The sequence below is a fragment of the Cellulomonas iranensis NBRC 101100 = JCM 18110 genome (assembly GCF_001552375.1).
Taxonomy (GTDB): Bacteria; Actinomycetota; Actinomycetes; order Actinomycetales; family Cellulomonadaceae; genus Cellulomonas; species Cellulomonas iranensis.
On the sequence record NZ_BCRB01000017.1, the window covers coordinates 1 to 12,665 of the forward strand.

Consider the following 12,665-nt stretch of genomic DNA (forward strand, 5'->3'; position numbering starts at 1 on the left):
GGCCCAGCAGGCCGACCAGCCCTGGCCAGTCCCCCGCGAAGTTCGCGACGGTCAGGACCGGGCCGCGGTGCGTGCGCAACCCCGCGAGCACGTGGTGGCTGTACTGCCACACCGCCTCGGCCACCACCAACGGCGCGTCGGGCGGGATGCTCGCGAACACCTCCAACCCCATGCGCTGCGAGCTGATGAACCCGTGGCCCGTGACGGGGTCGACCCCGTTGGCACGGACCACGTCCCACCCGTGCTCCGCGAACGCCGCCGTGACGACGTGCTCCAGCTCGACCTGCGTGGCCCAGCCGGCGGTGTTGGCCGACTCCCGCAGGTCGCCCGACGCCACCAGGTACGCAGTACGCGGCGGGGCGACGGGCTCGGGGGCGACGTCGGGAAAGACGTACGTGGACATGGCGACCTCTCCTGGTCGGTCGGGGCCCGGTGCGCGACGGTGCGCGGGGGCAGGGTGGACGGGGGTGGGGGTGGGCGGCGCGTCGGCCGACCCCCGTCGCTGCGTGGGCACGGCCTGGCCCGTCACGCGGCGTCCTCGGCGACGAACGTCGCGATGCGGCCCCGCAGCGCGTCGAGCGCGGCCCGGTCGTCGTCGTCGAGCGGACGGAACGGCCGCCGGCAGTTGCCCGTGACGTCGCCGCGCGCGCACGCCAGGTACTTCGCGGACTGGAACACGCCGTGCGCGACGAGCGTCTCGACGACCTCGTTGATCTGCGACTGCGTGCGCCGCGCGCCCGCGAGGTCGCCCGCGGCGAACCGGTCGCGCACGCGCGCGAACAGCTCGGGCTGGATGTTGACGGTCGTGCCGATCGTCGCGCGCGCACCGACCGCCAGGGCGGACAGGTACTGCTCGTCGAACCCGTTGACGAACACCTTGTCGGGGAACGCCTGCACGAGCCGCTCGAGCGAGTACAGGTTGTGGTCGGTGTGCTTCATGCCGACCACGCGCGGGTGCGTCAGCAGCGTCGAGGCGTTGGACTTGTCGAACGCGACGCGCGTGAACTGCGGGATGTTGTAGAGCAGCACCGGCACGTCCACCGCCTCGACGACCTCGAGGTAGTACCGCTCGATCTCGTCGGGCGTGAACGCGTAGTAGTACGGCGGGATCATCGAGATCGCCGCGACGCCGGACTCCTGCGCGGCCCGCGCGAGCGCGACCGTCTGCGCGGTGCTCGCGGTGCCGACGTGCGCGACGACCGGCACGCGCCCGGCGACCTGCCGGGTCACGCGCTCGACGACCTGCTGCCGCTCGTCGAGCGAGAGCAGCAGCGCCTCGCCCGACGAGCCGCAGCAGTAGAACCCCTCGACGCCGCGTGCGAGCTGCTCCTCGACGACCTCGCCCAGCGCGTCGAGGTCGATCGAGTCGTCCGCGCGCGTGGGGGTGACGAGCGCCGAGAAGATGCGCTCGAGGTCGCTCACCACGCCGTCCACCCGCCGTCGACGACCAGGTTCGCGCCCGTCATGTAGCGCGAGCCGTCGCTGAGCAGGTAGACGACGGGCGCCAGGAAGTCGTCCGTCGTGGCCATGCGGCCGATCGGGATGCGGCTCGTGTAGTTGGCCTGGAACGTCGCGTCCTGCGTGTCCCGCTCGATGCCCGACGGCGTGAGCGTGTTGACGCGGATGCCGTGCCGGCCCCAGTACGTCGCGCAGTACCGCGTGAGGTTGTAGATCCCGGACTTCGACGCCGAGTACGCGACGGGCTTCACGAACGGGACGCCCGTGCGCTCCTCCTGGTACGCGTAGATGTCCTGGACCGGCGAGACCATGCCGTAGATCGAGCCGACCGCGACGATCGAGCCGGGCTTGCCGGCCTCGCGGATGCGCCGCCCCACGGCCTGCGTGATGAGGAACGTGCCCGTGAGGTTGACGTCCACGACCTGCCGGAACACCTCGACCGGGAAGTGCTCGAACGGGCCCGAGACCTCGGGCGGTGCGCTGGGCTGCGTGTCGATGCCCGCGGTGTTGACCAGGCCGTCGGGGGCGCCCCACGGCTCGAGCACGGCGTCGAGACCCGCCTCGATGCTGGCCTGGTCGGCGATGTCGAGCGCCGCGAACCGCAGGTGCGGGTGGTCCACGAGGTCCGCGAGCGCGTGATCCGGGCCGGGCGCGGCCTCGCGCGAGACCGCGGCGACGCGCGCGCCGCGCGCCAGCAGCTCGCGGGTGAGGGCCGAGCCGAGCTGACCCAGCGCCCCGGTGACGACGATCGTGCGGCCCTCGAGGCCGAAGAGGTGGTCGGTCACGGTCACACCTCCACCCGGTGCGCCGCGAGGTGCTCGGTGTCGAGCTCGAGGCCGTGGCCGGGCACGTCGCGCGGCACGAAGAACCCGCGCTGCGGCGGCTGCGGGAGGATCGCGCCGAGCTCGGTGAGCGTGCCGCCGTCGGTCATCTCGCCGCACAGCGCGTTGGGCACCGAGCACAGGACGTGCGCGGACAGCTCGACGACGAAGTGCGGGGCCATGGGCGCGCAGTACGCGCGGGCGAGCGCCGCGATGTCGAGGTACGGCGTGATGCCGCCGACGCGCCCGAGGTCGGCCTGCACGAAGTCGCACGCGTCGTTCGCGAGGTACTGGTTGAACTGCTGCAGCGTGTACACGTTCTCGCCCAGGCCGATCGGCGTGGTCGAGCGCGCCCGCAGCCGCTGGTGCGCCACGACGTCGTCGACGCGCAGCGGCTCCTCGACCCAGTACAGGCCCAGGTGCTCGAACCGGGACATGGCCTGCACGGCCTGCCCGAGGGTCCAGCCCTGGTTCGCGTCGACCATGAGCGGGTACATGCCGACGGCCTCGCGGATCTTGGTGAGCCGCTCGACGTCCTCCTCGAGGTCAGGCTTGCCGACCTTGACCTTGGCCGCGAAGTAGCCGTCCGCCTTCCAGCCCTTGACCTGCTCGACGACCTCCTCGGCCGACAGGTTGAGGTTGATGCCCGACCCGTACAGCGGCACGCGGTCGCGCACGCGGCCCAGCAGGTCCGCGAGCGGCACGCCGCGCTCCTTGGCCAGCGCGTCCCACACGGCGATGTCGACGGCCGCGAGCGCGAGCGTCGTCGTGCCGCCGGGGCCGTTGTCGCGCAGGTACTGCCACGAGCGGTGCCACAGCGGGACGGCCGCGACCTCCTGGCCGAGCAGGGTCGGCGTCAGCTCCTCGAGCATCGCCATCATGGCGCGCCCGCCGACGCCGGACGTGTGGGACAGGCCCACGCCCACGACGCCCGTGTCGGTCGTCAGGTGCGCGGTGATGATCTCGATGTGGGTGACGACGTGGATCTGGTCGCCCCACGTGCCCTTCGGCAGGGGCAGGCGGGACAGCTGGTACTCGATGCTCTCGATCTTCACGACGGGGTCCTTCCGGGGGTGGTGCGTACGGGTGCCGGCGGGGTGGGTCTGCGCTGCGCGATCACCCCTTGACGGCGCCCGCGGCGAGGCCCGCGACGAGGCGCTTCTGGACGACGAGGAACCCGGCGACGACCGGGAGGACGGCGAGCACGCCGCCGGCGGTGAGCAGGTCCCAGCGGATCTGGTACTCGCCGATGAACAGGTGCAGGCCGATCGGCAGCGTCCGCGTCGACGTCGACTGCATGAAGGTCAGCGCGTACAGGAACTCGTTCCACGACAGGATGAAGATGTACGTGCCGGCGGCGACCATGCCGGGGGCGAGCAACGGGACGATGATCATGCGGACCACCTGCCACGAGCTCGCGCCGTCGATGCGGCCGGACTCCTCGAGCTCGCGCGGGATCGAGTCGAGGAAGCCCTTGAGCAGCCACGTGGCGAACGGCGTCGCGAACGCGGCGTGCACGAGCGCGAGGCCCAGCACGTTGTCGAGCAGGTTGAACACCCGCAGCTGGCCCTGCAGCGAGATGACGAGCAGCACCGCGGGCAGCAGCTGCGCCACCAGCACCGCGACCATGAACACCTGGCGCCCCACGAACTCGAAGCGGGACAGCGCGATCGCGGCGCCGCTCGCGCACACCAGCGCCAGCGGCACGGCGACCGCCGCGACCACGAGGCTGTTGCGCAGGTACGTGAGGAACGGCGTCGAGCCCAGCAGCTCGGAGTACGCCGCGGTGCTGATCTCGGAGGGCCACAGCGACGCACCCGCGGACGCGAGCTGCGACGACGGCGTCAGCGACGTGAGGAACATGATCACGTAGGGCCCGAGGATCGTGACGATCCAGACAGTCAGCAGCACGTACAGGCCGGTGCGGCGCGCGGCCGCCAGGCCGCCCAGCCGCGCGGAGACGGCGCTCATCGGCCGGCCCCCTTCCTCGAGGTGAGGCGGATGTAGACCACGACCAGCACGGACAGCACGGCCGCCTGCAGCACCGCGTACGCGGCGCCGGTGCCGAAGTCCATGGCCTTGTAGGCCGTGACGTACGACTGCAGCGACAGGGTCGTCGAGGCCAGGCCCGGCCCGCCGCCGGTCATGATGAGGACGAGGTCCACGTAGTTGGCGGTCCAGATGAGCCGCAGCAGGGTCGTGATGAGGATCGTCGGCAGGATCGCCGGCAGCACGACGTGCCGGAACACGCCCACCGGGCCGCAGCCGTCCATGCCCGCGGCCTCGCGCAGCTCGGGCGCGACGCCCTGCAGCGCGGCCAGGATCATGACGGCGAACAGCGGCACGCCCTGCCACACGTCGACCGCGACGAGCGTCGGCAGCGCGGTCGACGACTCCGACAGGAACGCGATGGGCCGGTCGATCACGCCCAGCCCGCGCAGCGCCGCGTTGAGCACGCCGTGGTTGGGGTCGAGGATCCAGATCCACATGAGCGCGACCAGCACGCTGGGCGTCGCCCACGGGATCATCGCGAGCCCGCGGTACACGCCCCGCAGCGGGAACTTCGCGTTCAGCAGGTGCGCGCCGACCAGGCCCAGCACGAGCTGCAGCAGCACCGCGCCCAGGGTCCAGACGAGCGTGTTGCGGGCCAGCAGCCCGAAGTCGGGCGCGGTGACGACGTCCACGAAGTTCTGCAGGCCGACGAACCCCTGCACGCCGACGAACGGGTTGACGTCGTTGAACGCGAACCACACCGACCGCACGAGCGGGTACCCGGCGAACGTGCCGACCAGCACGAGCGCCGGCGCGAGGTAGACGTAGGCCTCCAGCCCGCGCCGCGGGCGACGCCGCGGCGCGGGGGTGGTGGCCGAGCGGCCGGTGCCGGTGGTACCGGTGGGACCGGCCGCTCGGGTGGTGACGGTGGTCATGGTCAGTCCTGCTCGAGCGTCGTGACGAGCTTCGCGAGCATCTCCTCGCTGGACTGCTGACCCTGCAGCGCGATCTGCACCTGCGTCTGGAACTCCTTCGCGGCGAGCTGCGCGACGCCCGGCAGGGCGGGCCAGCTCTTGGCCGTGCGCGCGGCCTCGACCGCGAGCTGCAGGTCGGGGTCGGTCGAGAACGGCTCGGACGCGGCGACGGACTCCAGCACGGGCAGCTGCCCCTGGATCGACGTCGAGACCGTGCGCATCGGCTCCTCGGTCGCGAGCCACGAGATCCACTCGAACGCCGCGTCCTTGTCCTTGCAGGACTGCAGCACGACGTTGCCGCTCATCGACGTGAGCGTCGAAGGCCCGGCCCCGTCGCCGACGGGGATCGGGACGACGCCGAGCGCGTCGCCCAGCGCCTCGCGCATCGCGTTGAGCGACCCGGGGTGGTGGATCATCATCGCGGTCGTGCCGGCCGCGAAGTTGGTCTGCACGGGCGCGAACGCCGCGGTCACCGAGCCCGGGGGCGCGGCGTCCAGCTCGGTGACGACCGACAGGTACCGCTCGTTCGCGGCCACGGCCTCCGGGCTGTCGAGCACGACGTCGCCCGCGGAGTCGACGACGTCGGCGCCGCCCGCGAACATCCAGGCCATCCACTGGTCCTGGCCGCCCGCGCCGCCGCGCACGTCGAACGCGTACTTGCCGGCCGCCGCGTCGGTGAGCGCCGCGGCCGCGTCGAGGAACTCCTGCTGCGTCGTCGGCGGCTCGAGGCCCGCCTCCGCGAAGCGGTCCTTGTTGTAGTAGAGCCACAGCGTCACGTACTGGTGCGGCAGCATGTAGACCGCGTCGCTGCCCGGCAGGCGGCCCGTGTCCCACAGCGAGTCGATGACGTCGTCCTTGCCGTCCCACGCCTCGACCTGGTCGGTGAGGTCCGCGAGGATCCCCTGCGGCGCGAACTGCCCGAGCCACCAGTCCTTGCTGCGCGCCGCGCACGCCGCGGTGCCCGAGGACGCGGCCGTGAGCAGCCGGTCCTGGTACTGCTCGAGCGGGATCGTCGTGAGGTTGACCTGCACGTCGTCGTGCGTCGCGTTGAAGTCCTTGGCGAGGTCGTCCCAGGTGGTGTCGGTGGCGTCGTCCTGCCAGAGCCAGTACTCGACGGTGGTGGGCCCCTCGGCGGCGTCGTCGCCGCCCCCGCACGCCGCGAGCGCGGTGACCGCGGCCATCGACAGCGCGACGGCGGCGACCTTGCTGCGTGCCTTCATTGCTCCTCCTTGAGCCGTGCATGACCTACGAGTGGTGGTGTCGGGTGCTCCGGGCGTGCCGGGGCGCAGCGCTGCGCCCGGGGGCCCGGACAGGTGGTGCGGGTCGGGTGCCCGACCCGTCAGGTGAGGGCGGGGACGGTCGCCGCTCGGTCGTCGAGCCGGCGCCGGACCCCCCAGAAGTGCGCGTCGAGCTCGTGGGTCGCGAGCCGCACGTCACGTGCGACCACGGCCTCGAGGATCCGCGCGTGCATCGCCGCGACGGACAGCAGGTCCTCCTGCTGCCGCGCGCCCCCCTCGAGACGCCCGTGCAGGCGCCAGAACGCGGCCGAGACGCCCTCGAACACGCGGTTCTCGACCGACGAGAACAGCGCCCGGTGGAACGCCTCGTCCTCCCGGTGCACGGGTTGCCCGCGCCGTGCCCCGGTCGTCATCGCCGCGACGGTCGCCCGCAGGTCGTCCTGCTGGGCGAGCGTCATGCGGGCCGTCACCTCGGCGACGTGGCTGATCTCGAACGCGTGCCGGATCTCGAACAGCTCCTCGACCGACCGGTCCGACACGCCCAGCACCGCGGCGAGGTACAGGCCGAACCGGTCCGGGTGGAACCCGAGCCACACGCGCCGCGCGCCCTGCCGTGACCGGACCGCGCCGAACGCCTCGAGGACGCGCAGCGCCTCGCGGACCTGCGGACGGCCCGCGTGCATGGCCGCCGCCATCTCCGACTCCGTGGGGAGCACCTCGCCGACCCGCAGGCCGAGCTCGACGATCCGCTCGACCAGCCGGACGTCGACCTCGTCCTGCCCCGCCAACATGTCGGACAAGCTGCTCACCTCTTCGTTGAGGACTCGCGCCGCACCCGGAGTGCGACGAGCGCCACGCTAGGCAGGCAGCAGCGGGCAGGACAACACGAAGTGGTCACTTGTCCGACAAGGTGCTGCGAGGTGGGGGTGCGCTCATCGGCGTGCATCACGTCGCACTGGCCATCGCGCTGTTGGGCCGCCGCGCGCAGACCCGCTGATGGGGGCCCGCCGAACCGCCCCCAGGGTGGGCCCGGGCAAAGAAAAACCCCCGGTGCCCTGAGGCTGAACCTCAAAGCGCGATCCGGGGGACTTCTGCCCGCTAAGTTACCAGCGTGACAGGACCGGCTCAAGGCGTCCCGCACCGGCACAGCGGTCTCGATCGCGGCATCTCCGCCCCGCGCTTCGCGACGTTCGAGCACGCTGCAGGGGGCGATCCGGGTCTGGCGCGCGACCTCTACGTCTGGAATCGCGACCTGTCAGTCGCGTTCCTCGCGGACATCGCGATCTTGGAGGTCGCCCTTCGCAACGCGATCCGCGACGCAGCTACCGCCGCATGGGGAGCGCACTGGTACAGCGATCCGACCGTCGTCCTCGACGACCGCAGCACGCGCCAGCTGTCCAGCGCGTGGGCCTCCTTGCCTGACAGCGTCAAGCGACGCGCACAGGACCCTGATGTACCCGGCCGTCTAGTCGCTCAGTGCATGTTCGGCTTCTGGACCAACCTCCTGGATGCCGGGGGCACGTCGGCAAGCCACCGCGCCGCATCGCCGCCGACTACGATGCGCTCTGGCACGCCACTCTGAAGCATGCGTTCCCCGGTGGGCGCATCGAGCGTCGCCGCATCCTCGCTGACCCGACGGGCGATCGCACAGCCGCCGCCGAGACCACGTTCACCCGACGATGGGTGCAAGGCGTCTGCAAGAACGTCAACGACCTCCGCAACCGCGTCGCTCACCACGAGCCGCTGATCCACGGGTTGCCCCTCAACGGTCGACACAGGCGGATGAGCTCGGAGGAAGCCCATCGGCAGTGTCTGATGCTCGCGCGGATGATCGACCGAGACCTTGCTGAGCCTGCGTGGCCTGGTCGATCGCACCCGGACGTTGCGACGCTGGACCGCAGACGTTCTGGTACCTGCTCTCGACGGCGCGGCAGGCTCTCCGGCAGCGTGGTCCGGCGACATTGAGAAGGCCCTCGACGCACAGAACGAGGCACTGGACCTGCACACCATGGACGTCCCGGCCGCGACTGCCGTGCTCGAGGGCTGGATGACTGCTAGAGGCACCGACACCGGTGCTTGGCTCCTGGGGCTCGCGCTCCTCGCGGAGCCGATCCTGCCGGTCCTCGCCCGTCAGGTCTGGGACAGCCTGGGGCTGCCCGCGGGCCCGACCGTGGCGACCGCGCGGCAGGGAGCGACTGTGGGTGGCTCGCGCGTCGTCGCGCCCTGCTCTGACGTGACGGAGGACGAGCTCGCGCGGTACGTGCACCGGGCCGCCGCCTGACCCACAGTCCGACCCACCGTCGTCCCGCCGCAGCGCGCTGTCCTGCGGCGGGACGACGGCATCAGGCCCGGACGATCACCGGCGCCGTGAGGTCCGAGTTGTCGACGACGACGGTCGCGCGCGCCGCCGGGTCGCACTCCCGGTGGTAGATGCGCTGCCCCTCGACGTAGCGGGTGTTGCGCTCGTCGGCGGGGTCGGGCGACCCTCCGTCCCGCGATGCCATGCGCGGGACCGAGACCTCGAACGGGACGTAGAGGTAGACGGAGAAGTCCCAATACCGACGCAGCTCGTCACGGTGCAAGAAGATCCCATCGACGAGCAGGATCGCCTCGGGGCCTGCGCGACGCGGCTCGACGTCGAGGTACGCGTCCGTCGCTACGTCGTGCGCCGTGTGGCGGTAGACGCGGCCGCGGCCGGGGCCGAAGGGGTCCAGCACGTCGGCGCGGAAGCGGTCGTAGTCGTAAGAGTCTTGGTAGAAGCCCTCTGGCGACCTCGCGCCCTTCACGTACCGCTCGGCGCGCGATCGGTGGAAGCCGTCGATCGACACCCGAACGACCTCCTTGCCGCAGCCACGGACGACGTCCGCGAGCTCGTCGGCGAACCAGGTCTTGCCCGAGCCGTCGACGCCGTCGATCCCGACGCGGACGGGGCGCCCGACGCTCACCGGCTCGGGGATCTGCTCGGCGATGGTGGCGAGGATCTGGCGTCGGGTCGTCGTCACAGCAGTGAACCCTACCCAGACTGTCGCTCCCCGGGGGCGTCACGCTCGCGGTCCTGACGGGGCACCCAGCCGAGCAGCGGCCTCTGCACGCCATGCAGGCGACCGTGGTGGCCGCGGTCGGTGCGGTGGTGCCGACGATCCTGGCCGCGCAGGGCATGACCTACCTGGCGATCGACGTGCTAGGGGTCCCGGTCGCGGGCCGCCGTGTTGTTCTGAACTCACCAGCTCAGGCCATTGTCTCACCATGCGACCCGGGAAGGAGCACATCTACGAGAATTGGTAGCGGAGCTGTCGGCCGCCGCCCGGGGAGTCGATCACCACAAGCGAGGGGCAGCGATGACTCCTCCGATCGCCCGGGCGGTGCAGGACCGCAGGTGACGCGCGACGACACTCCGTGAGGGTTGGGTGTCGGTGCCTCCTGGCACGGTGGATGTGTCGATCCGTCGTCGTCGCTGTACGTCGAGCTGGTGCACGAGTTCGAGGAAGGCGGGGGTCGCTTCGCCACGATCTCGCCCGCGCACGGCCTCCGGGAGCTGTCGGACGAGGTCGTGACCGAGCGGATCCTTGCCGCGGCCGCCGCACCTGGGCTCGATCCGGCGCGCCCCTGGCAACTGAACTTCGACCTGAGCTTTCGAGCCAGAGCACTCGCGCGGTTCCCTCGTCGGCTGGGGATCTAGCTCGACCGGGTGCCCGCTGCGCTCGCATGGCAATCCGCCCTCAACCTGGCCTTGAGCATCCGTTCGGACGGTGATCGAGGGAACGTGAGCGGTCCGATCAAGACAGCGACGGTGCGCGTCTTTCCCGCGCCGCTGCGTCGTCGGGCTCGGACCGGTCACGACGGAAGACCATGACCGGCGGCCGGACAGGTGCCGCGACGGCGACCGTCCGGCCACCGTCGCGTCCGGACGGCAGCTCCTCCCCCGCCCTCGGCCCGATGTCCGAGGGCAGCCGGACACTGAGCACATGATCGGCGCTCGTGGCCTGCTTGGCCCTGACCAGCGCGCGGCGCTCTATCAGCCGCTAGCCGCTCGACCCGTACGCCCTCATCGTCGACTCACCTCGGTACCGGGGGTCTGACCCTCACGCGTACGGCGGCTGGATGACCGCCGCGTCGGCGTGCGCACCGGCCGCGCGCGCCGCCTCGACCGTGAGCTCGACGTCCGCGAGCGGCCCCTCGACCAGCAGCGGGTCGCCCGTCGCGGTGTCGCCCGACCAGCGCACCGACGCCTCGGGCGGCGGCCGGAACGCGACGCCCGGGGGCAGCCGGACCACCGCGGCGGCGCGCACGCGCTCGTCGTCCGCGAGGCGCAGCAGCACCGCACGCACCTGCGGCAGCCGCTCGACCGTGCGCGCGAGCAGCCGCGCGCGCCGCTCGCCCGCGCGGAACGTCACGACGACCAGGCCCGCGTCGTCGTGCACGTCGCCCGTCGCCATCGAGTCGACGTTGACGCCGCGCGTCGCGAACACGCCCGCGAGCGCGGCGATGCTGCCGGTGCGGTGGTCGGCGCGCACGTACCCGACCCAGCGCGTGTCGTCGTGGGTCACCGGGCCGCTCCGTCCGTCGTCGCCGGGGTCGTCGTCGCAGGGGTCGTCGTCGGCGGGCTCGTCGTCACGGGGCTCGGCGTCGCGGGGCTCGTCGTCGCCGGGGTGCCGCTCGTCCACGGCGCGGTGCCCGCCGCGATCGCCGCGGCCGCCTGCGCGAGGCGCGCGTCCTCGTCGGGCGGCAGCGGGTCCAGCAGCACGCGCGTCCAGCCCTCGGGCCCGACGACGACCGGCACGCCCAGCACGCCGTCGACCGGCGCCCCACCCACCCGTGCCTCGCCCGCGAGCGCGACCTGACCGGCCACGACGATCTCGCGGCCGTCGAGGATCGTCTCGACCAGGTCGATCGTCGCCGACGCGGTGCCCGTGGCCGTCTTGGCGCCGGACTGGTGCGTCATCCAGGGCCGCGCGACGACCCGCAGGTCGGGCGGCCAGGTGTCGATGAGCGCGAACGCCGCCGCGATGTCGCGCGAGGCCACGGCCATGAGCTGCGCCTTCGCGTCCGCGACCTCCGCGGGGAACGTCGCGAGCGTGCGGCCGCCGCGCAGCCGCGCCACGGCCCGCTCGCGCTCGTCGACGTCGAGGCCGCTGATGCGCACGGTCGACCACAGCGGCACCGCGTCCTCGCCGTGCTGCCCGCCGACGAACCCGCCCACGCGGTGCCGACGCACCCCCAGGGACACCGCGAGCTCGCGGCGGAACCGCAGCGTGTCGAGCCACGCGCCCATGCCGATCACGCGGTGCCGCCCCAGCCGCTCGGCGAGGATCGCGACTCCCAGCTCGACCGGGTTCGACACCACGACGACGACCTCGCTGCCCGACCCGTGCGCGGCCAGCGCGTCGGCGTACGCGCGGAACACCGCGGCGTTGTCGGCCGCGAGCTCGGCGCGCGACGCGGGCACGCCGTCGCTCGTCGGCGGGGGCGTGCGCCCGGCCGCCACGACGACCACGTCCGCGACCACGTCGTCCGGGTCGAGCGCGACGTCCAGCAGCGGCGCGTGCTCGTCGTACGCGTCGACGAGGTCCGTACGCAGGCCGTGCACCGCGCGCCCCGACGACCCGCCGGGCCGCCCGACGAGCTGCAGCCGCGACGTCGGCGGCAGCACCTGCCGCTCCACGAGCTGCGTGCAGATCTGCCGGCCCACGTCGCCCGTCGCCCCGAGCACCGCCACGTCCATGCCGGTCACGCTACGGGTGCCGGATGACGCGGGTGTTGCGCGGGGCCGCGCCGGGGCGCCGGGGTCAGGCCCGCGACGTCAGGCGGACGGGAACAGCGACGCGATGACGACCGAGCAGACGATGCCGATCAGCGGCAGCAGCAGCCCGAAGCGCCACCACACGTTGACGTCCGTCGCACCGTTCGGGTCGAGCGCGCGGCCCTCCTCGTCGGAGATCGCGCGCTGCGCCCAGCCGTCGGGCGTCGCGGTGGCGAGCGTGTAGCCCTTGGGCCACGAGATGCGGAACAGCCAGAAGATGTGGAAGTACGACCACGCGCGCACCAGGACGCGCCCCGGGTCGAGCTCGGCCGTCTTGCCGCGTCGTCCCCAGCCGAAGAAGATCATGTGCCGTCCCGTGCTCGTGGTGTCCGTGCCCTGGTGGCCGTGCCCCGCGGCCCCGCCGGAGGGAAGACTAAGCGGT

Annotated in this window: 14 protein-coding genes and 1 pseudogene; 3 read left to right on the top strand and 12 right to left on the bottom strand. The window is 72.5% G+C overall.

The annotated features are described in order from the left end of the window. From CS2_RS05275 to CS2_RS05310, 8 genes and pseudogenes are all read right to left on the bottom strand, one after another. A pseudogene (locus tag CS2_RS05275) lies at positions 1-403 on the bottom strand (fucose isomerase); the annotation flags it as partial. A 122-nt stretch (positions 404-525) separates the two neighbouring features. Next, complete coding sequence (locus tag CS2_RS05280; RefSeq protein ID WP_217997364.1) at positions 526-1,422, bottom strand: dihydrodipicolinate synthase family protein; 897 nt, start codon at positions 1,420-1,422, stop codon at positions 526-528. Continuing rightward, a complete protein-coding gene (locus CS2_RS05285) occupies positions 1,419-2,243 on the bottom strand; it encodes an SDR family oxidoreductase (protein ID WP_070319176.1) in 825 nt (274 codons plus the stop codon). Before CS2_RS05285 ends, CS2_RS05280 begins: the two co-directional genes overlap by 4 nt. A gap of 2 nt (positions 2,244-2,245) precedes the next feature. Continuing rightward, positions 2,246-3,334 carry a mandelate racemase/muconate lactonizing enzyme family protein gene (locus CS2_RS05290; RefSeq protein ID WP_070319177.1) on the bottom strand — a complete coding sequence of 363 codons (1,089 nt, stop codon included), beginning with the start codon at positions 3,332-3,334 and terminating at the stop codon, positions 2,246-2,248. A gap of 61 nt (positions 3,335-3,395) precedes the next feature. After that, positions 3,396-4,250, bottom strand: a complete 855-nt coding sequence (locus CS2_RS05295) for a carbohydrate ABC transporter permease (protein WP_070319178.1) — start codon at positions 4,248-4,250, stop codon at positions 3,396-3,398. Next, positions 4,247-5,206: a carbohydrate ABC transporter permease gene (locus CS2_RS05300; RefSeq protein WP_052748396.1), complete on the bottom strand. Its 960-nt coding sequence runs from the start codon at positions 5,204-5,206 to the stop codon at positions 4,247-4,249. The genes CS2_RS05295 and CS2_RS05300 overlap by 4 nt, the downstream gene beginning before the upstream one ends. Positions 5,207-5,208: 2 nt before the next feature. Further along, a complete protein-coding gene (locus CS2_RS05305; RefSeq protein WP_070319179.1) occupies positions 5,209-6,465 on the bottom strand; it encodes an ABC transporter substrate-binding protein in 1,257 nt (418 codons plus the stop codon). Between the two features lie 119 nt (positions 6,466-6,584). Beyond that, positions 6,585-7,274, bottom strand: a complete 690-nt coding sequence (locus CS2_RS05310) for a FadR/GntR family transcriptional regulator (RefSeq protein WP_046529732.1) — start codon at positions 7,272-7,274, stop codon at positions 6,585-6,587. Positions 7,275-7,594: 320 nt separating this feature from the next. Between CS2_RS05310 and CS2_RS19405 the strand changes: the two genes are divergently transcribed. Next, positions 7,595-8,065 (top strand): Abi family protein, encoded by a 471-nt coding sequence (locus CS2_RS19405; protein WP_217997365.1) that lies wholly within the window; start codon positions 7,595-7,597, stop codon positions 8,063-8,065. Between the two features lie 426 nt (positions 8,066-8,491). Further along, positions 8,492-8,764, top strand: coding sequence for a hypothetical protein (locus CS2_RS18460; RefSeq protein ID WP_082739897.1), 273 nt, complete (start codon positions 8,492-8,494; stop codon positions 8,762-8,764). 61 nt (positions 8,765-8,825) lie between these two features. On the opposite strand, the gene CS2_RS05325 is transcribed toward CS2_RS18460, so the two are convergent. After that, positions 8,826-9,485: a nucleoside/nucleotide kinase family protein gene (locus tag CS2_RS05325; RefSeq protein WP_070319182.1), complete on the bottom strand. Its 660-nt coding sequence runs from the start codon at positions 9,483-9,485 to the stop codon at positions 8,826-8,828. Between the two features lie 467 nt (positions 9,486-9,952). On the opposite strand from CS2_RS05325, the gene CS2_RS05330 reads away from it, so the two are divergent. After that, complete coding sequence (locus CS2_RS05330) at positions 9,953-10,162, top strand: hypothetical protein (protein ID WP_070319183.1); 210 nt, start codon at positions 9,953-9,955, stop codon at positions 10,160-10,162. Between the two features lie 403 nt (positions 10,163-10,565). Here the strand turns inward: CS2_RS05330 and CS2_RS18760 are convergent, their stop codons facing one another. From CS2_RS18760 to CS2_RS05345, 3 genes are all read right to left on the bottom strand, one after another. Beyond that, positions 10,566-11,030, bottom strand: coding sequence for an ACT domain-containing protein (locus CS2_RS18760; protein ID WP_169798625.1), 465 nt, complete (start codon positions 11,028-11,030; stop codon positions 10,566-10,568). After that, the gene (locus CS2_RS05340; protein WP_082739898.1) at positions 11,027-12,205 is read right to left on the bottom strand and encodes a lactate/malate family dehydrogenase; all 1,179 of its coding nucleotides are present in this window, start codon (positions 12,203-12,205) and stop codon (positions 11,027-11,029) included. The genes CS2_RS18760 and CS2_RS05340 overlap by 4 nt, the downstream gene beginning before the upstream one ends. Before the next feature lie 78 nt (positions 12,206-12,283). After that, a complete protein-coding gene (locus CS2_RS05345) occupies positions 12,284-12,589 on the bottom strand; it encodes a hypothetical protein (RefSeq protein ID WP_070319185.1) in 306 nt (101 codons plus the stop codon). Between the last annotated feature and the right edge of the window lie 76 nt (positions 12,590-12,665).